Source organism: Sphingobium yanoikuyae, assembly GCF_034424525.1.
In the GTDB taxonomy this organism is placed as follows: Bacteria; Pseudomonadota; Alphaproteobacteria; order Sphingomonadales; family Sphingomonadaceae; genus Sphingobium; species Sphingobium yanoikuyae.
Genome location: NZ_CP139979.1, coordinates 3,996,926 through 4,018,983, shown reverse-complemented (window position 1 = coordinate 4,018,983; position 22,058 = coordinate 3,996,926). Strand labels below are relative to the sequence as shown.

General features: G+C 67.6%; 18 protein-coding genes. 3 read left to right on the top strand and 15 right to left on the bottom strand.

Translation table 11 applies throughout. The features are described 5' to 3' along the window. Window positions 1-25 precede the first annotated feature (25 nt). Entirely contained in the window at window positions 26-2,098 is a 2,073-nt protein-coding gene (locus U0025_RS18610) for a beta-galactosidase (protein ID WP_004208990.1), read from the top strand. 235 nt (window positions 2,099-2,333) lie between these two features. Here U0025_RS18610 and U0025_RS18605 read toward each other — a convergent pair whose 3' ends face one another. The 10 genes from U0025_RS18605 to U0025_RS18560 are packed head-to-tail and all read right to left on the bottom strand — an operon-like array spanning window position 2,334 to window position 12,828. After that, window positions 2,334-3,386, bottom strand: coding sequence for a glycoside hydrolase family protein (locus U0025_RS18605; protein ID WP_257010958.1), 1,053 nt, complete (start codon window positions 3,384-3,386; stop codon window positions 2,334-2,336). An 11-nt stretch (window positions 3,387-3,397) separates the two neighbouring features. Then, complete coding sequence (locus U0025_RS18600) at window positions 3,398-4,606, bottom strand: SGNH/GDSL hydrolase family protein (RefSeq protein WP_004208988.1); 1,209 nt, start codon at window positions 4,604-4,606, stop codon at window positions 3,398-3,400. Next, window positions 4,606-5,334, bottom strand: coding sequence for an SDR family oxidoreductase (locus tag U0025_RS18595; protein ID WP_004208986.1), 729 nt, complete (start codon window positions 5,332-5,334; stop codon window positions 4,606-4,608). Before U0025_RS18595 ends, U0025_RS18600 begins: the two co-directional genes overlap by 1 nt. Next, entirely contained in the window at window positions 5,331-6,395 is a 1,065-nt protein-coding gene (locus tag U0025_RS18590) for a Gfo/Idh/MocA family protein (protein WP_004208985.1), read from the bottom strand. Before U0025_RS18590 ends, U0025_RS18595 begins: the two co-directional genes overlap by 4 nt. Further along, entirely contained in the window at window positions 6,392-7,585 is a 1,194-nt protein-coding gene (locus U0025_RS18585) for an ABC transporter substrate-binding protein (RefSeq protein WP_004208984.1), read from the bottom strand. Before U0025_RS18585 ends, U0025_RS18590 begins: the two co-directional genes overlap by 4 nt. Further along, entirely contained in the window at window positions 7,582-8,703 is a 1,122-nt protein-coding gene (locus U0025_RS18580) for an ABC transporter permease (RefSeq protein WP_004208983.1), read from the bottom strand. Before U0025_RS18580 ends, U0025_RS18585 begins: the two co-directional genes overlap by 4 nt. Then, entirely contained in the window at window positions 8,700-10,190 is a 1,491-nt protein-coding gene (locus tag U0025_RS18575) for a sugar ABC transporter ATP-binding protein (protein ID WP_004208982.1), read from the bottom strand. Before U0025_RS18575 ends, U0025_RS18580 begins: the two co-directional genes overlap by 4 nt. Beyond that, the gene (locus tag U0025_RS18570; protein ID WP_004208981.1) at window positions 10,190-11,206 is read right to left on the bottom strand and encodes a sugar ABC transporter substrate-binding protein; all 1,017 of its coding nucleotides are present in this window, start codon (window positions 11,204-11,206) and stop codon (window positions 10,190-10,192) included. Before U0025_RS18570 ends, U0025_RS18575 begins: the two co-directional genes overlap by 1 nt. Before the next feature lie 3 nt (window positions 11,207-11,209). Continuing rightward, window positions 11,210-11,656, bottom strand: a complete 447-nt coding sequence (locus U0025_RS18565) for a MaoC family dehydratase (RefSeq protein WP_004208979.1) — start codon at window positions 11,654-11,656, stop codon at window positions 11,210-11,212. Beyond that, entirely contained in the window at window positions 11,653-12,828 is a 1,176-nt protein-coding gene (locus tag U0025_RS18560) for a CaiB/BaiF CoA transferase family protein (protein WP_004208978.1), read from the bottom strand. The genes U0025_RS18565 and U0025_RS18560 overlap by 4 nt, the downstream gene beginning before the upstream one ends. A 109-nt stretch (window positions 12,829-12,937) precedes the next feature. Between U0025_RS18560 and U0025_RS18555 the strand changes: the two genes are divergently transcribed. After that, window positions 12,938-14,044, top strand: coding sequence for an extracellular solute-binding protein (locus tag U0025_RS18555; RefSeq protein ID WP_037490640.1), 1,107 nt, complete (start codon window positions 12,938-12,940; stop codon window positions 14,042-14,044). Beyond that, window positions 14,041-15,165 carry a CaiB/BaiF CoA transferase family protein gene (locus tag U0025_RS18550; RefSeq protein WP_004208975.1) on the top strand — a complete coding sequence of 375 codons (1,125 nt, stop codon included), beginning with the start codon at window positions 14,041-14,043 and terminating at the stop codon, window positions 15,163-15,165. The genes U0025_RS18555 and U0025_RS18550 overlap by 4 nt, the downstream gene beginning before the upstream one ends. Here the strand turns inward: U0025_RS18550 and U0025_RS18545 are convergent. Genes U0025_RS18545 through U0025_RS18525 form a run of 5 tightly spaced genes read right to left on the bottom strand, consistent with a single transcriptional unit; the run spans window position 15,162 to window position 21,973 of the window. Then, window positions 15,162-17,876: a xanthine dehydrogenase family protein molybdopterin-binding subunit gene (locus U0025_RS18545; protein WP_004208974.1), complete on the bottom strand. Its 2,715-nt coding sequence runs from the start codon at window positions 17,874-17,876 to the stop codon at window positions 15,162-15,164. The genes U0025_RS18550 and U0025_RS18545 overlap by 4 nt on opposite strands. Beyond that, window positions 17,873-18,352 carry a (2Fe-2S)-binding protein gene (locus tag U0025_RS18540; RefSeq protein ID WP_004208973.1) on the bottom strand — a complete coding sequence of 160 codons (480 nt, stop codon included), beginning with the start codon at window positions 18,350-18,352 and terminating at the stop codon, window positions 17,873-17,875. Before U0025_RS18540 ends, U0025_RS18545 begins: the two co-directional genes overlap by 4 nt. After that, a complete protein-coding gene (locus U0025_RS18535) occupies window positions 18,349-19,218 on the bottom strand; it encodes an FAD binding domain-containing protein (protein WP_004208972.1) in 870 nt (289 codons plus the stop codon). Before U0025_RS18535 ends, U0025_RS18540 begins: the two co-directional genes overlap by 4 nt. Next, window positions 19,215-19,886, bottom strand: a complete 672-nt coding sequence (locus U0025_RS18530; protein ID WP_004208971.1) for a CoxG family protein — start codon at window positions 19,884-19,886, stop codon at window positions 19,215-19,217. The genes U0025_RS18535 and U0025_RS18530 overlap by 4 nt, the downstream gene beginning before the upstream one ends. Further along, on the bottom strand, window positions 19,886-21,973 hold the full coding sequence (locus tag U0025_RS18525) for a PQQ-dependent dehydrogenase, methanol/ethanol family (protein ID WP_004208969.1): 2,088 nt from the start codon (window positions 21,971-21,973) through the stop codon (window positions 19,886-19,888). Before U0025_RS18525 ends, U0025_RS18530 begins: the two co-directional genes overlap by 1 nt. Window positions 21,974-22,058: the final 85 nt, after the last annotated feature.

Sequence of the window (22,058 nt, the reverse complement as noted above, 5' to 3'; positions counted from 1 at the left end):
GATAAATTGCAAGAGGAGCGGAGGGATGATGATGAAGGGGCTTTGGGCGGCGTCGCTCATGGGGTTGGCGATCGCGGCTTCCCCTCTTGGCGCGCAACCGGCCGTCCATCAATCCCGCGCCACCCAATTTGCCGACAAGCCGGCGATCGCGGTCGGCGTTGCCTGGTATCCCGAACAATGGCCCGAACAGCGCTGGGATGTCGATCTCGCCATGATGAAGGCGACCGGCTTCAATGTCGTGCGGATCGGCGAGTTTGCCTGGAGCGCGATGGAGCCAGCCGAGGGGCAGTTCGATTTCGCCTGGATGGATCGCGCGATCGCCGCGGCTAAGCGCCACGGCTTCATGATCGTCATCGGCACGCCCAGCGCCGCGCCACCGGCCTGGCTTAGCCAAAAATATCCCGACACGCTGCGCGTCGACGAAAATGGCACCCGCGCGGGGCATGGAGGTCGGCGCCATTTCTCCTTCGCCAGCGCGCGCTATCGCGACTTTTCCCGCCGCATCGCGGTCGAAATGGCGAAACGCTATGGCAGGGATCCATCGGTCGTCGGCTGGCAGATCGACAATGAAGTCGGCCCACCCAGCTTCGACCCTGAATCGGTCGCGGCATGGCACAGATTCCTGAAAGCCCGCTACGGCAGCATCGACACGCTCAACCAGCGCTGGACCACCCAATATTGGAGCCAGCATTATAACGACTTCGACCAGGTGCCGCTGCACGCCACCGGTCAGCAAAATCCCGGTCTGCTGCTCGATTTCAAGCATTTCACCAGCGCGACCTGGACCGACTATGTCCAGAATCAGGCGCAGGCGATCCGCCCGCTGATCGACTCCCGCGCCTTCATCACCACCAACACGATGTTCTGGAATGCCGGCTTCGACCATTTCCAGATGCACCGCGATCTCGATATCGCATCCTGGGACAATTACATCCCGGATGGCCGCCCGGACTGGGTCGCCAATGGCGCCAATCATGATCTGGTGCGCGGCTATAAGCGGCGCAATTTCTGGTTGATGGAAACGCAGCCGGGGCGGGTCGACTGGGTGCCCGTCAACCGGGCGCTCGATCCCGGACAGACCCGTGAAATGGCCTGGCAGGCGGTGTCCCATGGCGCCGACGCTGTGCTCTATTGGCAATGGCGGCCGGCCGCCAACGGCCAGGAGACCTATCATGGCGCCGTGCTGGGCCAGGATGGCGAGCCTAATCCGATCCATGCCGAAATCGCCCGGACGGCAAAGGACATGACGGCGGCCGCCGGCCTGCTGGCCGATACCCAGCCCGCAGCCAGGATCGGCTTCCTCTTTTCCTATGACAGTCGCTGGGCGATTGACCTGCAACGGCACAACAAGGCGTTCGATCCGATCAAGGCCTTTACCGACAGCTATCGCCCGTTCCGCACCGAAGCGCAGGGCGTCCATATCCTGTCGGTGGACGATGACCTGTCGGCCTATCCGCTGGTCGTCGCCCCAAATCTCAATGTCATCACCCGGGCGCAGGCGGACAGGCTTGCGGCCTATGTCCGCAATGGCGGGCAACTGCTGCTCGGCGCGCGCTCGGGCATGAAGGACGATGCCAATGCGCTCTGGCCGCAGCGCCAGCCCGGCCCGCTCGCCGATCTTCTGGGCGCACAGATCGATCAATATTATGCGCTCGACGAAAATGTCGGGGTCAAGGGCGCCGTTACCGGCACCGCCAGCATCTGGGCGGAAGAGATCAGGCCGACCGCGTCCGATGTGCAGGTGCTCGCCAGCTATGACAATCCGGGCGGCTGGCTCGACGGCAAGCCGGCCTTGGTGTCGCGTCGGGTGGGCAAGGGGCGCATCACCTATCTGGGGGCCTGGCTGGAGCCGGCGGCGATGGCCCAGTTGGCCGATCGGCTGATCGGCGAGGCGAAGCTGCAACCGCTGGTGCCCGATGCCCATCCCGACCTGGAAATCAGCGAGCGGGCAGGGGCGGGCAAGCGCGTGCTGATCGTCATCAACCATGGCGCGCAGGCGCGGCCGCTCACGCTGCCGTCGGGCGCGACGCTGGCACAGGGCGACTGGCAGGATGGCCAGATCGCGGCCCATGGCGTGGCCCTGTTCCGGCTGCGCTGACGGCTGCTGTCCTATCCGGGGCGGTCATGCTAGTGGATTGATTTTGACATTCGAGCGCGACGTCGCCGCAAACGGTATCGAATGTCAGAATCGGACCACTAAACTGTCCCGGAAGACAGACGCCCGCAGACATGAAATTTCCAACATGCGTACGGAAATTTCAAAATGTGCGGGAAATGTGCGAAGTTAAGCGGTGATTTTCCTATCTGGAGAGGATGGCCTACCAGGGGATGGCCTACCAGGGGATGGACCGCGCCACGCTGATCCCGCGCACATCATTGGGCCATTTGCCGCTGACCGCGCAATAATGATGATAGAGCGCGCCCCTGGCATGGATGATCGAGGGCTTGTGGGCGAATTTCTCGTCCACTGATCCGGGTGGGCCGGCATCGACCAATATCTCGTCGACCTTGCGGAAATCGGTCAGGCTGTCGCCCAGCGCCAGCAGGTCGCGTGCCTTGCCGTCGGTCGACAGGCCGAAATAGAACATCGCCCATTGCCCGCCATGGCGCAGCACCACCGGATCGCTGGCGAAGCGGTCGTCCCAGCTGCCCTTGGGACCGTTGCGCAGCAGCGGGCTGGCGGGATGGCGGGTCCAGTGCTCCAGGTCGGTGGATGTCGCAAGGCCGGTCTGCTCATGCCAGGGCTCGCCCTTGGTCTTGGCATTGTAGAAGAGATAATAGGTCCGCCCGACCTTCATCAGATAGGGCTTGTAGAGCCCGCCTTCCTCCCAGGGCGCGCCGCCGTCCGGGAACAGGATCGGCGGCGTCTTTTCCCAGTGCATCAGATCCTTGCTGTAGGCGAGGCCGATGACCGCCGGACCGGCTTCATAGCCGGTGCCCGGATAGGCGTGCCAGGCGCAGACATAATGGCCATCGACCTTGATCAGCCGGCCCGGCGACATCAGGTCATTCTCGCGCAGGATGGATGCCGACGCGATATTGTAGCGGGTGATCGGATCGTCGGGATTGCGGGCCAGGATGATGCCCTTGCGTCGCCAGTTGACCAGATCGTCGGACTCGGCGAGCCCGGTCTGATAACCGGTGCCGTCCCATCCGACATAGGTCATGCAGAAGCGCCCCTCGTGCGAAAAGACGAAGGGGCAGTCGACCAGCTTCTCGTCGAAACTGCCCTTCACGCCCGATCCGGCCAGCACCAGCTTGGGATATTTATAGGGGGTGCGATAGGGGCCGATCGGATCGCCCCGGCCGCTCCGCGCCATCGCGCCATCGGCCGCCAGGGCACCCAGGCCCGCTGTCGCCGCGCCGATGAAATGGCGCCTGTTCATGATCCTGTCCGTCATTGCCTGCATGCTCCCTGTGCCAGGATGACTGGCAGCGCGGCCGCCGCCATCCGTCCATAGCCCGCATCATTGGGGTGAAGATGGTCGCCAATCTGGTCGGACAATCGCATCACGCCGGGCTGGCCCGGCTCCTGCATCGTGCCGTCGAAATCGACCACGGCGTCGAACAGCCGCGCATTGTCACGGATCCAGCGGTTGACGCTCTGCCGTCGCGCTTCGCCCGCTTCGTCAGCATAGGCCGCGCCTTCATAGGGCAGCAGCGTGCCGATGATGACGCGCAGCCCGCGCGCCTTCGCCCGCGCCAGCAATTGCCGATAGGCGGCGATGATCCGCTCGGCCGAAACCTGCTGATCCTGGCGGGCCGGGTCGCTGACCTTGCCGATGTCGTTGATCCCTTCCAGGATCAGGACATGGGTCGCGCCCGGCACCGCCAGCACGTCGCGGTCGAAGCGCGACAGCGCATTGGGGCCGCGTCCGTCATGCAGCAGGCGGTTGCCGCTGATCCCGGCATTGGCGATGGCCCAGCATTGCCCGGCCCTGTCCTTGGCCAGCAGCCTTGCCAGCTGGTCCGGCCAGCTCATGCCCTTGCCCGGCGATGCGCCGGCGCCTTCGGTGATCGAATCGCCGAACGCCACCAGCACGACCGGCTTGGCGCTCTCCACCTCGACCGCGCTGACGATGCCGCCCGCGCGCGCCCGGCGCGGCGCCGGCCATTCGGTCCGGTCGGTAAAGTCGCCTGGTCCGGCAATGTCGACCATTTGCGCATGGGCGGCGACGGTCGCCGGCCCGGCATAATGGATGCTGACGGCCAGGGTCTCGCCGGCCTTCACGGCCAGCGGCAGGGGGTCGGTCAGCATCGGCGCATGGGCCGGCAGGATGGCGCCGGGCTGGCCGGCAAACATCAGCTTGCGCAGACTGCCATCAACCGGATGGCCTGCGGCATCCAGCCGCAGGATCGATGCGCCGCCGATCGCGACCGGCGCATCGCCCAGTTCGTTCGACAGGCGCAGGCGGATGACCGCCCCGTCGCTGCCGATCCGCACGGTCTGGCGCACCGTCTCATTGTCGTAGGGGCGACCCAGCGCATCCTTGATCGCCGGTTCATAGCCGATCGGCGGCGCGAACCAGGCGGGCACCCAGCTTTCTGCACTGGCGGTCGTGGCGAGCGCGCAGGTCGCCAGCAGGAACAGCGATCGCCGCAGCATCAGATCGACCAGCCGCCATCGATATTGTGGATCTGCCCGGTCGTGTAGGTGGCACCGGCCAGATAGACGACCAGATCTGCAATCTCCTCCGCCCGGCCCAGCCGGCCGATCGGCTGGCGCGCGACGAAGGCAGCACGGGTCGTGTCATAATCGCCCTGCGCCGCCAGCCGGGCGTTGAGCGAGGGCGTGTCCACGGTGCCGGGGCAGATCGCGTTGCAACGCACGCCCTGTCCCACATGGTCGGCGGCCACCGCCTTGGTCAGGCCGATCACGGCTGCCTTGGTCACGCCATAGACGAAGCGGTTGGGCACGCCCTTCACGCTGGAGGCGACCGACGCCATGTTGATGATCGCGCCCTCGCGACGGGCGATCATGCCGGGCAGCACGGCGCGGACCATCCGCGTCATCGCCTTGACGTTCAGCGCATAGGCAAAGTCCAGATCCTCGTCCGACGCCTCCAGCACGGTCCCGCCATGGACCACGCCGGCGCAGTTGAACAGGATGTCGGCCCGCGCCGTCAGCGCCGATGCCGCGTCGATCGCGTCCCGGTCCAGCACGTCCAGCCGTGCGGTCTCGATCCGCTCGCCCTGAAGCTCGGCCAGTGACCGCTCATCGATATCGGTGGCGATGACATGAGCGCCGGCCTCGACCAGCGCCAGCACGGAGGCGCGGCCAATGCCATGGGCGGCGGCGGTGACAAGGGCGGTCCTGCCCGAAAGATCGATCACGTATCTGTCTCCTCAAGGCCGGGCAGGGGGGTGCCGGGCTGTGCGTTGGATTGGTAACAGGCCTCGACCAGCGCCATGGTGCGCCAGGCATCCTCGACATGGGTGGAAAGGCGCGCGTCCTCGCCGGCGCTGAAGCGCTGGAGATTGGCCATCGGGCCGACAAAGGCGTCGGGGAACCATCGGCCCTGCAATGGCTGCTGCGCCCATGGACTGCCCTTGCGCGCGATCCACAATTCGTCCGCCTCGCCAATCGGATAGTCGAGCAGCAGGCCCAGCTTCACCATCGCCGCGCCGTGCGTGCCCTCGACGCGGAAGGCAGCGTCCTGGAACCGGCGACCGAAATCATGATGATGGTTGATCGACAGGGTGACGCGCATCGTCGATCCATAGTCCAGGATCGCGCTGGTCCGGGTGTCGGCCAGCGGGCTGGACGGGTGGCCATAGCTGCGCGCGAACACCGATCGGGGATCGCCCACCAGCGCCCGGATCATGTCGAGATAATGGATCGAGTGGGACACCATTTCGACGCGCGGATTGTCGTTCAAATGCGGGAACAGATGCCAGGGCGTCACCAGGTTGAGATGCACCTCGATCTCGACCAGCTCGCCCAGATCGCCGCGTGCGACGGCATCGGCGACCGCCAGCATCATCGGCGAATAGCGTAGCTGGAAATTGACCGCGGCGATCAGTTCCCGCTCCCGGCAGGCGGCCCGAATCGCGCTCGCGTCGGCCAGGGTCAGGCCCATCGGCTTCTGCAACAGCACGCTCGCGCCATGGGGCAGGGCGTTCAGGATGGCGCAATGGGCGACCGGCGGCGCGGCGATGTCGAATATCGCGTCCTGCGCGGCGGCTTCCTCGATCGACGCAAAGACCCGTGGAACGTCCCATTGGGCGGCAAGTGCCGTCGCGCGCGCCTGGTTCGTGTCGAACAGGCCCGCGACCGGGAAACCGGCCTTGCGATAGGCGGGCAGGTGCGCGTCCTGCACGATCCCGCCTGCACCGATGATGACGATCGGCCGGGGGGCGGACGGCATCGGCCAGCTCTGGCGCAGGCCGCTCACAGCAGCGCCTCCACCGCCGCCTGCGCCTGCGCCAGCAGGGCGGGCGTCGGCGCGTCGCTGGTCATTGCCCGGCCCAGCATCTCGTCGACGACATGGGAAATCGCGGCCAGATGCGGCGTCAGCGGCATTTCGCGGGCATGGTCATGCAGCCAGTCGAGCCGGTGATAATAGGGGATCTTGGCGTTGATCTCGGCATCGGTCCAGCTCGACCGGCGCACCCCGATCGCACCTTCCATCGTCGTCAGCCGGTCCATCGGCGCGCTCGCCAGATGGCGCAGGAAATCCCAGGCCAGCCCCTTGTGGCGCGATCCCGCGCCGATCGCCAATACCCAGAAGACGTTGAGCGACACGCTGCGACCGCCCGGCCCCGCCGGCAGCGGCGCGACATCGACCAGTCCGCGCACCCGGCTGTCCTCGGCCGTGTCGGCATAGGCGGCAAAGCCGAACCAGTTGGCCATCATCGCGACCCTGCCCTGCGCGAACAACATGCCCGACGCCACGCTGTCCAGGTCGCGCCCGCCCGGCGCTACAGCCCCAGTGTCGCCGGCGAGATCGCGCAGATAATCCAGCGCCGCATGAGCGGCCGGGCTGGTGAAGGCGGGGCGGCCGGCCGTGTCGAACGGCTCGCCGCCGCGCGACCAGATATGGATGCAGAAATCATAGAAGCCGTTATGCCCGTCGGGAAACTGGGCCAGCACCGTGCCGTAACGCTGTTCCTCCGGGCGATGCAGCACCCGCGCCGCGGCGTGGAAATCGGCCCATGTCTGCGGCACCTCCAGCCCGGCCGCCGCCAGCAGATCCTTGCGATAGACCAGGCATTCCGGACCGTCATGATAGGGCATCCCCCAATAGCCGCCGGCAAAGCGCTGCATGCTGGTCAGCGATGGGCTCCAGGCCTGCGGAAAATCGGGGATCGGCACGCGCGCCATGTGCGGCGCCAGATCCTCCAGCAGGCCTTCGGCCTGTGCCTGCGCCAGCCAGTCGGTCGCCATGAAGCCGATGTCCCAATCGCCGGTCGCCAGCCCGCGCTGGCCGATGATCGCCTCGTGCAGTGGATTGAGGTCCATGGCGACCGGCTCGATCGCGGCGTCGATGCCGGTCGTCGCCCGGAAATCGGCGAACTGTTTGACGATGGCGCTTTCGAACGGGCCGAAGCGGCGCACCGCGATGCGCAGCGTGGGGCGGGTCATGCCGATACTCCCTTGGGGCGCCGCGCCCGGCCGGCGCCGACGGTGTAGATGGCGGCCGCCGCGACGACGACGATGCCCTCGATCAGGCCCTGATAATTGGCGCCCAGATTGAGGATGTTGAAACCATTGGTCAGGGTGAAGAGCAGCAGCGCGCCGACCACCGTCTTGATCACGCTACCGGCCCCGCCGAACAGCGACGTGCCGCCCAGGATGGCCGCCGCGATCACGGTCAGCTCGGCGCCCTGCAGCGCGGTCGGGTTGATCGCGCCCAGCCGGCAGGCAAACAGGATTCCGGCAAAGCCCGCCGCGCCGCTCGACAGCATGAAGGCGCCGATCCGATAGGCATGGACATTGATGCCCGACAGGCGCGCCGCCTCGGCATTGCCGCCGACGGCATAGACCCGCCGCCCGATCACGGTGAAGCGCAGGACGAACCAGACCAGCCCGGCGAACAGGGTGAGATAGAGGACCGGCGCAGCGACCGTGAAGGTACGCCCGGTCAGCAGTGCGCCGCCCAACAGCGCGATGCCGCCAACGCCGATGAAGGGGCGCCGCCGCGCGATCGCCAGGCCCAGCAAGCCAAGGCCAATGCCGATCAGCGGCCAGAAGGGGGCAAAGCGCGCGCTCTCGAACGCCAGCATCTGCGCCAATATCGCGGGCTGCTCGACCATCAGCGATCGCCCGTCGGTCAGGATCAGCACCAGCCCCCGCACCGCCGTCAGCGTGCCCAGCGTGACGATGAAGGCATTGATGCCGACAAATTGCACGATCATGCCGTTCAGCAGGCCGATCGCCGCCGCGGTGCAGAGCGCGGCGAGGGCGGCTGCGGGAAAGCCGATCTGTCCTGCCAGCGCGATCAGCACGGCTGCTGCCAGCGCCGCCACCGATGCAACCGACAGATCGAAAGCGCCGGTGATCAGCATCACCGTCATCGCCACGCCCATGATTCCGACCAGCGATGCCTGATAGGCGATATTGCCCAGATTCTGGCCGCTGATATAGGCGGGCAGGCCCCGGCTGGCGGCGATGCCGGCCAGCACCGCGACCAGCAGTGCCAGCGCATAATAGACGCCTGCCTCGCGCAGGCCGAAGATACGGCGCCAGTCCTGAGCGCTCATGCGTCAATCCCTTCGGAAATGTCCGCCCGGCTTCCGCCGGCGGCAAGAATGAGGTCGGTTTCGCTGGTGCTGGCGGGGTCCAGCTCGCGCACCACCGCACCGTCGCGCATCACCAGGATGCGGTCGCAAATAGCGATCAGTTCCTCGAACTCGGACGACACCAGCAGCACCGGCAGCCCGTCATCGGCCAGGGTGCGCACCAGCCGCAAAATGTCGGTGCGCGCGCCAATGTCGATACCGGCGGTCGGCTCGTCCAGCATCAGCACGCGGGTGCGCGGTTTCAGCCAGCGGGCGATCACCACCTTCTGCGCATTGCCGCCCGACAATTGGGTGGGCAGGGCGTCGGCATCCGGTGTCTTGATTGCCAGCCGGGCGATCGCTGCGTCCGCCTCCGCCCGTTCGCGCGCCGGCGCCTGCAACAGGCCCCGATCGTCGCCCATGGCGATATTGTCTGATATCGACAGCAGCGGCACATAGCCCTGGCCGGCCCGGTCCTCGGGCACCAGCGCAAGGCCGGCGATCACTGCTTCGTCGGTACGGCGCGGCACCGGTACGCCGTTCAGCAGCACCATCCCGCGCGCCTGCGGATCGGCACCGAAAATGGCATGGAGCAATTCGCTGCGCCCCGATCCCAGCAGGCCGGCAAGGCCAATGATCTCGCCCGCGTGCAGGGTCAGGTCGGTCGGGACCAGCCGGCCTGGCGAGGCCAGCCCGCGCAATTCGAGCACCGCTTTGCCCGGCGCGGCGCGATGGCCGTTCCGCTCCAGCGCCGCCACCGCCCGGCCGGCGATGGCGTCGGCAATATCCTGCTCGTCCAGCGCCGCCGTCGGCGAGGCGAGCACGGCCCGGCCATCGCGCAGGATCGTGACATGGTCGGTCAGGGCCATGATCTCGTCGATGAAGTGGGAGATGAACAGCACGGTCCGCCCTTCGGCCTTCAGCCGCCGGATCGTGGCATAGACATTGTCCCGCTCATGCCCGGCGAGCGATGCGGTCGGTTCGTCCATGATGATGAGCTGCGCGTCGGCCGCCAGCGCCGCGACGATCGCGACCATCTGCCGCTGGCCGATGGGCAGATCCTGCACCAGCGCATCGAGCGCGAAGGGGTTGCCCAGATCGGCGACGATCCGTTCGATCCGCGCCTGCTCGGCCTGATTGCTGCGCCATGTGCCGCGCTGGTCCAGCAGGATATTCTCGATCGCCGACAGCGTCGGGACCAGCGGCACATGCTGGTAGATGGTGGCGATGCCGGCGGCCCTGGGGCCGGCAGGGCCGGTCCAGTTGCGGTCCTCGCCATGCCAGCCGATCGCGCCGTCGGTCGGCGCCAGCGCGCCCGCCAATATCTTGATCAGCGTCGACTTGCCCGCGCCATTGGCCCCCAGCAGGCCGTGGACGGTGCCGGGCTCGACCGCCATCTCCACGCCCTTCAGCGCCATGGTGCCATTGGGGAAGGTCTTGGTCAGCCCCTGCAGGGTCAGGATCGGCATCACCATTGCCCCACACAGGCATCGACATTGGCCCGCGTCACGGCGGGGATCGGATAGGTCAGGAATCGGTCCGTTCGCCTTTCTCCGCGCGCCGCCCGGTGCAATGCGTCAAAGGCCAGGGCCCCCAACGCTTCCGGCTTGAAGCAGACCGTGCCGTCGACCGCGCCAGCCTTGATCGAGGCGATCGCAAGGCGTGATCCGCCCACACCGATCAGTCGCGCCGACGATCCCGCCGCCCGGACCGCACGGGCACAGCCGATCACCATGTCGTCCGCCTCGCTGAAGAACAGGTCGACCTGCGGCTGGGCGGTCAGGATATTCTGGCAGGCGGCCTCGCCGCCTTCGGACGACCAGTTGCCCGGCTGCGACGCCACAATGTGATACGGGAGATGGGCAGCATCGAGCGCCTGGCGAAAGCCGCGGGCACGCTGCTCGACCTCGGGATAGCCCGCTGCGCCTTCGACGATCGCGATCCGGGCCGTTTTGCCAGGTGGCAACAGGCGCGCGGCCAGTTGCCCGGCGGCGGTGCCGGCCAGCACCTCGTCCTGCGATACCAGCGCGGTGAGGCCGGGATAGACGTCCTGCACCGACCGCTTGCGCGGATCGCCGATCAGCGCGGCGACCGACGCGACCGGAATGGCATGGCGCGCGATGCGGTCGACCCAGCCTTGCGCCACAACGCTGTCGATCGGCATGATAGCGATGCCGCGCGCCTGCTGGGCGATCAGGTCGTCAATGTCATTGGCCTGTTTCTGCACGTCGCCTTTGGCGTCCAGCACCACGGCGTTGGCGCCCGCACGCCGGGCCGCCTCGGTAAAGCCCTTGGCGATGGCGGCGGCAAAGGGATAGCTCAGGCCGACGGTCGACAGCCCATAGCGCTCCCCACCTGTCTGCGCAGCCGGGACGGGCGGGCGCTGCGCCATCACCTGCTGGCGCACGGCCAATAGCGACAGGATCGCGACGATCAGGATCGCGACCGACAGGCCGGTCAGGATATGGCGGGGCCGCAATCGCATCGGTCAGGCGTCCCGGCGCGCCACCAGATAGAGATGCTCGCAGGCCAGCACCGTCTCGTCGCGCTGGTTGCGGACGTCGACCGCCTCGGTCACCACGCCATGGCTGGCGCGCTTGGGATGGTCGCGCTTGTCGGCGATGCGGGTGATGGTGCGGATCGTGTCGCCGATATGGACCGGGCGGATGAAGCGTAGCCGGTCATAGCCATAGGACATGGCGTGCGGGTTGATGACCGTCGCGGTCAGGCCGATACCGATGGTGAATATCATCGTGCCATGGGCGATGCGCTGGCCGATATCCTGGGTCGCGCACCAATGGGCGTCCATATGATGGGGGAAGAAATCGCCGCTATGGCCGGCATGGACGACGAAGTCGGTCTCGGTGATGGTGCGGCCGAAACTCTGGCGCTCCGCCCCAATGTCATAGTCTTCGAAAAATTGCTCGATGATCATGCTGCGCCTGCCAGTTCGCTATGGATGAAGTCGCTGTCGGCGCCGAGCCGGGGGGCGGCGCGTTCATTCTTGAGGATCTGGCCGTCGACGCGGATCGGGCATCGCGTCAGCCGCAGCGTCGCGCCATCGGGCGAACGCACCTGCTGCACCGCGTCGAGCGCGGCAAAGGCGGGATCGGCGGTCAGCGCCGGCCAGTCGAGCACGGGGGCGGCCCATATGCCGGCCGGCTCCAGGATGGCCAGCCAGTGCGCGCTTGTCCGTTGCTTCAGATGGTCGCGCAGGATCGCCTTGATCGCGTCGCGTTCGGCAAACCAGCGATCCGCCGGAAAGTCGGCCATCTCCGTGCAGCCGATCAGTGCGCCCAGCCGGTCGATCGGCGCCATCGCCAGCGCGACATGGCCGTCGGCGGTGGCATAGATGCCATAGGGGGCGGCCAGATAGAGATTGGCGTTGCCGACAGCGCTGCGCGCCGGCATCGCGCCACCGCGATTGAGATAGACGGCCAGATGCTCGAACTGCAGGTCGATGGCGGTCTCGATCAGGCTGACGTCGACCCGGCCACCGTCGCCACTGACGCCGCGCCGGACCAGCAGCGCCAGTATCCCCTGCACCAGCTGCGCACCGGCCATCATGTCGGTGATCGACAGGCCGGCGGGCACTGGCGGGCCATTGCCATCGCCCGACAGCAAGGCGATGCCGGACAGCGACTGCACCAGCAGATCCTGTCCCGGCCGGTCGCGCCAAGGCCCGTCCGGGCCATAGCCGCTGACCCCGGCATAGATCAGGCGCGGGTTGATCGCGCGGACATCGTCCCAGCCTAGTCCCAGCCGGTCCATGATACCGGGCCGGAAATTGTGGATCAGCACGTCGGCCTGCGCGATCAGGGCTTTGACCCGCATCAGGTCATCCGCATTTTTGAGGTCCGCCGTCAGGCTCTGCTTGCCGCGGTTGATGGCATGGAACAGCGCGCTGTCCTGGTCGAAGGGCAGGTCCGCCAGATAGAGGCTCCGGCTGGCATCGCCGCCATCGGGGCGCTCGATCTTGATGACGCGCGCGCCCAGGTCCGCGAGCCGCAGGGCAGCCGATGGTCCGGCCAGGAACTGGCTGAAATCCAGCACCGTAAGGCCCGCAAGCGGCAGGCGTACCATCTCATTCAGGCTGTCGGACGCCACCACACCTCTCCATAATTATCATTTAATATGATATTTTCTTAGGCTATGGACCGCATCAGAACGAGTCAACATATTTGTCTGAGTAACGGAGAGGCATGCTGTGCGCGGAATGACATGGGACCATCCCCGCGGGATCGATCCGCTGTTGGCGGCATCGCGGGCGTGGCAGGAACAGACCGGCCAGACCATCGCGTGGGACCGGCGCTCGCTGCAGGATTTCGAGACCTTCCCGGTCGAGGAACTGGCCCGCCAATATGATCTGATCGTGATCGACCATCCCCATGTCGGACAAGTGGCCGATGCAGGCTGCCTGCTGCCGTTGGAGACCGTCTGCGACATGGAGGCGCTGGCGGCGATCGAGGCTGGCTCGGTCGGCCTGTCCTATCCCAGCTATCATTGGAAGGGGCATCAATGGGCCTTGCCGATCGACGCCGCGACGCAGGTCCAGGCCTGGGTGCCCGGTCGCCTGGGCGGCCCGCTCCACACATGGGACGATGTGCTGGCACTGGCCCGCACCGGCGGGCTCGGGCTGCCGTTGCGCGCGCCGCATTCGCTCATGTCGCTCTTTTCGCTGTGCGGGCTTGAGGGCGTGCCACTCGACGTGCAGGGCCCGGATCTCTTTCCTGCCGCTGCCGCCTCGGCCTATGACCGGTTGCTGCAACTGGCAGAACTGGTCGATCCGGTTGCCTATGATCAGGATCCGATCGCGCTGCTCGATGCCATGGGCGCTGCCGACAGCGTGATCGCCGGCTCGCCGCTGATCTACGGCTATGTCAGCTATGCGCTCGATGGCTTCCGCCCGATGCGCATCGCCTTCCACGACCTGCCCTTCTGCGGCCCGGCCGGTCCAGCCGGTTCCGCCCTCGGGGGCACGGGCCTTGCCGTTTCCGCGGCCAGCGCTCATTGCGCCGAAGCCGCAGCCTTTGCCCAATGGGTGGCAAGCGGCACCATCCAGGCCGACCTCTATGCCCCTGCCGGCGGCCAGCCCGGCCATGCCCAGGCATGGGAGGATGCCGCGCTCAATGCCCGGACCGGCGATTTCTATCGGGCGACGCGGGCCACGCTCGATCGCGCCTGGCTGCGACCCCGGCATGACGGCTATATGGGCTTCCAGCAGCAGGCGTCCGATCGCCTCAACCAGGCCCTGCGCGGGCGGGAGGCGGCAGCATCGGTCATTGCCGCGCTCAACCAGCTTTTCCGGGACAGCCTGGCATGAGCGATCAGCCGCTCGATGGCCTGCTTGTGCTGGACATGGCCCAATTTCTGTCAGGGCCGTCGGCGGCGTTGCGCCTGGCTGATCTGGGCGCGCGGGTCATCAAGGTGGAGCGGCCGGGCGGCGGCGACATCTGCCGCAACCTCTATCTGACCGATACCGATATCGGCGGCGATTCGACCCTGTTCCACGCGATCAACCGCAACAAGGAGAGCATTGCGCTGGATTACAAGCTGCCGGCGGATCGCGCGATGCTGTTGCGCCTGGCCGCCCGCGCCGACGTGGTGATCCAGAATTTCCGGCCCGGTGTCGCCGATCGGCTCGGCATCGGTCCCGACGCCTTGCGCGCCCATAATCCGCGTCTCATCGTCGGCACCATCTCGGGCTATGGCGACAGCGGGCCCTGGGTCGACCTGCCGGGACAGGATCTGCTGGCCCAGGCGCTGTCTGGAGCGATGTGGCTCAATGGCAGCGCCGATGACGGTCCGGTGCCCTTCGGCCTTTCGATCGCCGACATGCTGGCAGGGCACATATTGACGCAGGCGATCCTGGCCGCGCTTGTCCGGCGCAATATCAAGGGCGGGGGCGGCCATGTCGAAACCAGCCTGCTGGAGGCGATGGTCGATTTCCAGTTCGAAGTGCTGACCACCCATCTCAACGATGGTGGCCGTCCGCCGCAGCGGGCGCGGGTCCGCAACGCCCATGCCTATCTGGGCGCGCCCTATGGCGTCTATCGCACCGCCGATGGCTGGCTGGCGCTCGCAATGACACCCTTGCCCCGGCTCGAAGCGCTGCTCGACGTGCGGCTGGACGGTGATCCCTTTCGCGATCGCGACCGGCTTCAGGCGGTGCTGGCCGACCGGCTGGCGCAACGGACCAGTGCGCAATGGATCGCCTTGCTGCGCGCACAGGATATCTGGTGCGCGCCGGTCGCGGACTGGCCGGGCCTGCTGGAAGCCGAAGCCTTCCGCCGTCTCGACATGCTGCAATCGGTGCCGACGCGCGACCGGTCGATGCTGATGACCCGTGCAGCCTGGCGCATCGATGGTCAGCGTGCCGCCGGTGCCTCGGCCGCGCCCCATGTCGACGAACATGGCGCCCGGATACGCGCCGAATTCGGCTAGGCCCTCTCGCCGCGCACCTTGGCGGTGCCGAACAGCCCCATCTTGCACTTGCCGCTCACGCTGTCGCCATCGAACAGCAGGGCATATTTGAGGGTGATCGCCATCGGCTTTGTCACCTTCATCTCCCATGCCACCTGATTGCCGGCGATCGTGCCGGCAAATTCCTGCGATCCCTGATCCGCCTCAAGCCGCCCTGTCACCCGGTCGCCCATGACCTGGAAATGCGCGACCATAGGCTGCGGCCCCATCGGCGTCGCGAGCACCAGCTTCCATGCGCCGTCGATCCCGACCGGGGCGGCCGGCGTGATCGGCGGGGGAGGGGGCGCCATCGGGGCAGGGGTATTGACCTCCGGCGCCCGATGGTCGGGATGGAAGCGGCTCACCGGGCGTTCCGGCCAGGGCTGCCCCTCGATCACGGTCATCAGCTTGTCCGGCGTCAGCGGCAGGTCCACCGCCACCTCCCCGAACGGCGCAAGCGCATCGGCGATCGCATTGACCAGGGTGGGTGGGCCGATGATGCAGCCGCCCTCGCCAACGCCGCGAAAGCCGCCTTCGGCCTGTGACGGCGTATCGGCATGGACATATTCGAAATCGGGCACGTCGAAGATCGTCGGCAGCGCATAATCCTTGAAGGTCGCCGCCGTCGGATTGCCCTGCGCATCGCGCGCGGCATCCTCCAGCAGCACGCTGCCGATCGCCTGGGCCAGGCCGCCGGCAATCTGCCCCTCGACCACGGCGGGGTTGATCATCACCCCGCAATCCTCGCTGCTGACCCAGCGCTGGATCGTCACGAACCCGGTATCGGCATCGACCTCGACGATGCAGGCATGGGCCGCGCTGGTGAAGGTCATGGGCGGCGGATCATAGCGATATTGCGCTTCCAGCCCCGTCTCCATGCCCGGCGGCAATCGCCCCGGCTCGCCATAGGCGATCTCGGCAATCTCGCGCAGCGTCCGCCGCATCTCCGGCGCACCGGCGACATGGACCATCCCGTCCGCCAGGCTGATCGCTTGCGGACTGGCGTTGAGCAGATGGGCGGCCACCACCTTCACCTTGTCGGCGAGCAGGCGCCCGGCCCGGATCGCCGCGCCGCCGCCGATCACCCCCTGCCGGCTGCCACCCGCGCCGGGGCTAAAGCCGCCGCGCGAACTGTCGCCATCGAAGATGGTGACGTCCTCGATTGGCACGCCCAGCTGATCGGCGATGCACTGCGCCATCGTCGTCTGGGTGCCATGGCCCTGCGAATGGACGCTCATCACCGCGACCACCCGTCCGGTCGGTTCGATCCGCAGCTGCGCCAGTTCCCCGGTCATCACCGCGATGCTGCCGGCCGCGCCGGTCGGCTCGATATAGGCGGCGAGGCCCAGGCCCAGATAGCGCCCCTGCGCCCGCGCCGCCGCCTGCTCCGCGCGGAAGGCGGGCACGTCCACCACTTCCAGCAGCTTTTCCAGACATTGCGCCGGCGTGATATCCTCGCGCGGGATACCGAGCGGCGTGACAGACGGCTGGTCGGCGGCGGTGCAGAGATTGCGGCGGCGAATCTCCACCGGGTCGATGCCGATCTGCCGCGCCGCCCGGTCGAGCAAGGTCTCGCGCGCCAGCGTTTCGATCGCCCAGGGGCCGCGATAGGCGGCCAACCCCGGCGTATTGCTGTACCAGCCGCGCGACACGAAGCTGTAGGCGGGCATATTATAGGCCGCCCACAGGAACATATGGACCGCGATATTGGCGTCCGCCCCCATCGGATAGGCGCCGTTGTTGAGCGCATAATCGGCATGGCTGGCGACCAGCCGCCCGTCCGTGTCGAAGGCGGCGCGCAATGTCATTTCCTGCTCGCGGGCCTGGTTGGCGGCGGTCAGATTCTCGATCCGGTCCTCGATCCACTTGACCGGCCGGCGCAGCAGCATGGCGGCAAGGATGGCGGACACCTCCTCCATCCAGGGATGGTTCTTGAGGCCGAAGGAGCCGCCGACGTCCTTGGCAATCACCCGCACGCTCAGCCCCGGCCGGTCGAGCGCCAGGGTCAGCCAGCGCGCCACCAGTTGCGGCCCGGCGCAGGTGATATGGACCAGCAATTCGCTCTCGCCCTGCAGGCTCGCCACCACGCCGCGCGTCTCCATCGGCGACTGGGCGATGCGCTGATGGCGGATCGACTGGCTGACCAGATGCGGCGCGCCCGCCAGCAGCGCTTCCAGCGCGGCATCGGCTTCCTCCTCGCCCATCAGCGCGGCGACATTGTCGTCGGTGTCGGGATGCACCCGTGGGCCAAGGCGCGCATCGTCCAGCGTGACGACGGCCGCTTCCTCGGCATAATCGACCACCACCAGGCTGGCGGCATCCTCGGCCAGATAGCGGTCGTCGGCGATCACCAGCGCGACCGGATGGCCGACATAGGCAACCCGCCCGTCCGCCAGCGGCGTCATCGCCACCTCTACCGGGCCAAGGAAGAAGCTCAGCATGGTGACGCCGAACGGCGCCAGATCGGCCTGGGTCAGCACCGCATGGACGCCGGGCTGGGCACGCGCGACATCGGTGTCGATCGACCGGATCGTGCCGCGCGCGATCGGGCTGCGGACGAAGGCGGCGTGCAGCATGCCGGGCAGGATGATATCATCAACGAAGCTGCCGCGCCCGGTCAGCAGCCGGCCATCCTCCTTGCGCGGCACGCGCTGGCCGATGAAGCGCTGCGCGGAAATCGGCGGCGCGTTCATGGCGTGCCATCCTCCGCCGCCAGTTGCCGGATCGCGCGGCGTATCCCCTGATAGCCGGTGCAGCGGCACAGATGACCGGACATGGCCTCGGTCATCGCCGCTTCGTCGGGCCGGGCACCATCGGCCCGCAGCGCGGCCAGGGTCATGACGATGCCGGGCGTGCAGAAACCGCATTGCAGGCCGTGGCTATCCTTGACCGCCTGCTGCACCGGATGGAGCGTGCCGTCGGCCGCCGCCAGCCCCTCCACCGTGGTCAGGCTGCATCCATCGGCCTGCACCGCCAGCATCAGGCAGGATCGCACTGCGCGCCCGTCTACGATCACCGTGCAGGCGCCGCACACCCCCTGTTCGCAGCCGACATGCACGCCGGTATAGCCCGCCGCCTCACGCAGCCAGTCGCTCAGCATCAGCCGCCCGTCGACCAGCCCGCGATGCTGCTGGCCGTTCACCGTCATCGAAATGCGATGCTCGCTCATGCCGCCAGCCTCCGGTCGAGCGCCTGCGCCAGGCTGCTGGCAAAGATGCGCCGGCCGACGCTGCGTCGATAGGCGGCGCTGGCATGGCCGTCATCAAACGGCGCGCTGTCGGCGATCGCCAGATCGGCAATGGCCTGCACATCGATCCGGTCGATCGCCTGGCCGACCAGCGCCTGCTCCGCCTGCCGCGCGCGCATCGGTGTCGGCCCCATGCCGAACCAGGCGATGCCCGCCCGCTCGATCCGGCCTTCCGCGATCGCCAGCGCGCCGACCAGCCCGACCAGCGCGAAATCGCCGGGGCGCCGCGCCACTTCACGGAACAGCGGCACCGCATCCGCCGGCCAGGCGGGATAATCGATCGCCACCAGCATCTCGTCGGGCGCGATCGCGGTCGCATAGGGACCAAGATAGAGGTCGTCGGCGGCCATGGTCCGCGCGCCGCGCACCGACCGCAGGGTCATGGAGGCCCCCAGCGCCACCGCCGTCGCCGGCATCTCGGCCGCCGGTTCACCCAGCGCGATCGACCCGCCAATCGTCCCGCGATTGCGGGTCTGGTGATGGCCGACATGGGCGAGCGCCGTGACGAAGACGGGCAAGGCCCGCGCCAGCAGCGGATTGGCCAGCGCATCGGCCTGCCGTGTCGCCGCGCCGATCCGCAGGCCGCCGGCATGGGGGGCGACGCCCTGCAATTCGGGCAGATGGCCGATGTCGATCAGGATGAAGGGCTGGCTCATGCGCAGCGCCAGCAACGGCATCAGCGTCTGGCCGCCCGCCAGCAATTGCGCGCCGCCGCCGGCCTCGGCCAGCAGGGCGCAGCTATGGTCGATGCTGGTGGCGCGGACATAGTCGAACGGCGCGGGCTTCATCGCCGCCCCCTGCGCCCGGCCTCGAACCCGGCCAGCGCCGTCACCGCCAGCAACAGGCCGATCGCCACCATGCCGGTGCCCGCCACGCCGCTGCGCTCCAGCAGCACCCCGGTCGCCAGCGCCAGCAAAAGCGCGATGATCCAGCCCCAGGGATGGCCGCCCGCCGATGGCGGAGCCTGCACCGGCGCTGGCACCGCCGCGACCGGACCATCCTCCGCCGGCACGGTGCCGCCGCTGACCACCGCGTTGAAGTTGCGGAAGAATTGCCCCGCAAGCTGCTTTGCCGTGGCGTCGATGATCGGCCCGCCCAGTTGCGCCAGCCGGCCGCCGACCTCGGCCTCCACCGCATAGGACAGGCGCGTTTGGGCGCCATCGGCGGCCAGCGTCACCTTCGCGCCGCCCCTCGCATGCCCCACCGTGCCGCCCTGGCCCTCGCCGCTGATGCGATAGCCATTGGGGGCGTCGATCTCCGACAGGGTGACGGTGCCGGCAAAGCGCGCGCCGATCGGGCCTATCTTGACCGCGATCTCGGCCCGCAGCCGGTCCTCGCCGTCGCGTTCCAGCGACTGGCAGCCGGGAATGCACTGGCGCAGCACCGCCGGATCATTGAGCGCCTGCCATACCGCGTCGCGCGGCGCGGCGATCCGCTCCTCGCCGGTCATCCGCATCAGAAGCGCGCCGCCGTCGCTGTGTCGGTGTCGGGCTTGCGCGTGCCCAGCGCCTCGCGCGCGGTGGCGCGCAGATAGGACCAGATATTGTGGATCTGCGCCTTGCCCAGCGGGAAGCGCGGCATGCCCCGTTCGGCCAGCGCGCCTTCCTGCACCACCTGGTAGAAATTCTCCTCCGACAGCGACAGGGCGGATTCGCGCAGGTCCGGTCCCGGTGCGCCGGCCCCCTTGAACGCCATGCCGTGACAGGCGCCGCAGATGAAGCCCATCTCCTTGCCGGCCGCCACCGCCTTTTCGTCCAGCACGATGCTGGGATCGTCGAGCGCATGGATCGCCATGTCGCGCGGTGGCGATGGCGCCAACCGCGCCTTGCCGCCGATCGCGAAGCTCAGCAGGCGGCGGGGCTGGGCGCCATATTTCCAGCCGACATTCAATATCTCGCTGGCCGCCGCCGTGGTGCCGCCCCAGCCGACCAGCAGCGACACATATTGGGTGTCGCCGATGGCATAGCTCATCGGCGCACCGATGATCCCCAGCCCCGCATTGAAGCGCCACATTTCCTTGCCGCTCGCCGCATCATGCGCGCGGACATAGCCGTCGGCGGTGCCCTGGAACACCAGCCCGCCCGCCGTCGCCAGCGTCCCGCCATTCCACAGATGGGGCCGTGCCATGCGCCAGCGCGCCTTCTGCGCTACCGGATCCCAGGCGAGCAGCGCGCCGGTGAGGTCGTCCTTGTCGCGCTTTTGCGTGATGAAGCTGGCGCTGGCCCCGGTGATGCTGGCCAGGAACCCCTTGTCCGCCTTCGCGTAGCGGGCGCCGGCCTGCATATAGGGGATATAGGCCAGACCCGTCTGCGGGCTGTAGCTCATCGCCTGCCAGTTATGGCTGCCCAATGTGCTGGGATAGATGTCGACCGGCCCCTCCTGATAATGGACGTTGGCGGTTTCCACCGGGCGTCCCGTGGCCATGTCGATATGGCTGGCCCAGCTCACCTTGCCGACCTTCTCGGCCGAGATGAGTTTTCCGGTCTCGCGGTCCAGCACATAGAAGAAGCCGTTGGTCGGCTGCTGCATCAGCACTTTGCGCGGCCGGCCGTCGATCGTCACCGTCGCGGCGATCATGTTGGCCGTCGCCTTGTAATCCCAGCTTTCGCGGGGGTTCTGCTGATAATGCCAGATATATTGGCCGCTATCGGCGTCCAGCGCGACGATCGAGGCGACGAACAGATTGTCGCCGCCGCCCGGACTGCGCTTCTCCGGATCATAAGGGCCGGCATTGCCGACGCCCAGATAGATGCGGTTGAGCTCCGAATCGAAGGTCATGCCGTTCCACACCGTGCCGCCGGTGCCGGTCTTCCAGTAGGAACCGTTCCAGCTCTTGGCCGCCATTTCCATCACCGGGTCGCCGGCATTCTGCTCCGGGCTGCCCGGCACCGTCCAGAAACGCCAGACCTGCGCCCCGGTCTTCTGGTCATAGGCGGTGACGAAGCCGCGCTGGCCGATGTCGGCGCCGCCATTGCCGATGATGACCTTGCCGTTGAAGGTGCGCGGCGCGCCGGTCAGGCTGTGCATCGTGCCGGGCGGCAGCGTGTTGACGCTCCAGGCGACCGCGCCGGTCCTGGCATCCAGCGCAATCAGCCGGCCGTCGAGCACGCCGATGAAGATGCGGCCATTGTCGTAAGCGACACCGCGATTGACCCCCATGCCCATCGCCTGCCGGGTCGGATTGACCTTCCAGATTTCCGGATCATATTTCCAGATCAGCCTGCCGCTCGCCCCGTCGACGGCATAGACCGCGCCATAGCTGCCGCTGAAATAGAGGATGCCGTTCACCGCCAGCGGGGTCGCCTCCAGCGATACCTCGCCCTCCAGGTCGAGCGACCAGGCCAGGCCCAGCTTGCGGATATTGGCGGTGTTGATCGCGCTCAGCTGGCTATAGCCGCTCTCGTCGGCGCTGCCGCCCACGCCCGGCCAGTCAGCCCCCGTGCCGGTCTGCGCCGCCTGCTGCGCCACCAGTCCGGCGGCCGACGCCGCCAGCGCCAGTCCCGCCACCGTCCGCACCAGAAACAGCCCGCGCGTCCCCCGCATCCGCTCTCTCCCGTCCTGCCCGCTTGCCGCGATGCCTGTTTGACTGAACAGGTGTTTAGTTTTTGTCGCTCAGCCGGTCAAGCAG

Bases quoted from the DNA above. Each gene is read 5' to 3' on its own strand.
- U0025_RS18610 (WP_004208990.1), top strand. From the start codon at position 26: ATGATGATGAAGGGGCTTTGGGCGGCGTCGCTCATGGGGTTGGCGATC.
- U0025_RS18535 (WP_004208972.1), bottom strand. From the start codon at position 19,218: ATGAAGCCCGCGCCGTTCGACTATGTCCGCGCCACCAGCATCGACCAT.
- U0025_RS18575 (WP_004208982.1), bottom strand. From the start codon at position 10,190: ATGCCGATCCTGACCCTGCAGGGGCTGACCAAGACCTTCCCCAATGGC.
- U0025_RS18570 (WP_004208981.1), bottom strand. From the start codon at position 11,206: ATGCGATTGCGGCCCCGCCATATCCTGACCGGCCTGTCGGTCGCGATC.
- U0025_RS18580 (WP_004208983.1), bottom strand. From the start codon at position 8,703: ATGAGCGCTCAGGACTGGCGCCGTATCTTCGGCCTGCGCGAGGCAGGC.
- U0025_RS18555 (WP_037490640.1), top strand. From the start codon at position 12,938: ATGACATGGGACCATCCCCGCGGGATCGATCCGCTGTTGGCGGCATCG.
- U0025_RS18550 (WP_004208975.1), top strand. From the start codon at position 14,041: ATGAGCGATCAGCCGCTCGATGGCCTGCTTGTGCTGGACATGGCCCAA.
- U0025_RS18565 (WP_004208979.1), bottom strand. From the start codon at position 11,656: ATGATCATCGAGCAATTTTTCGAAGACTATGACATTGGGGCGGAGCGC.
- U0025_RS18585 (WP_004208984.1), bottom strand. From the start codon at position 7,585: ATGACCCGCCCCACGCTGCGCATCGCGGTGCGCCGCTTCGGCCCGTTC.
- U0025_RS18545 (WP_004208974.1), bottom strand. From the start codon at position 17,876: ATGAACGCGCCGCCGATTTCCGCGCAGCGCTTCATCGGCCAGCGCGTG.
- U0025_RS18605 (WP_257010958.1), bottom strand. From the start codon at position 3,386: ATGAACAGGCGCCATTTCATCGGCGCGGCGACAGCGGGCCTGGGTGCC.
- U0025_RS18530 (WP_004208971.1), bottom strand. From the start codon at position 19,886: ATGCGGATGACCGGCGAGGAGCGGATCGCCGCGCCGCGCGACGCGGTA.
- U0025_RS18525 (WP_004208969.1), bottom strand. From the start codon at position 21,973: ATGCGGGGGACGCGCGGGCTGTTTCTGGTGCGGACGGTGGCGGGACTG.
- U0025_RS18600 (WP_004208988.1), bottom strand. From the start codon at position 4,606: ATGCTGCGGCGATCGCTGTTCCTGCTGGCGACCTGCGCGCTCGCCACG.
- U0025_RS18540 (WP_004208973.1), bottom strand. From the start codon at position 18,352: ATGAGCGAGCATCGCATTTCGATGACGGTGAACGGCCAGCAGCATCGC.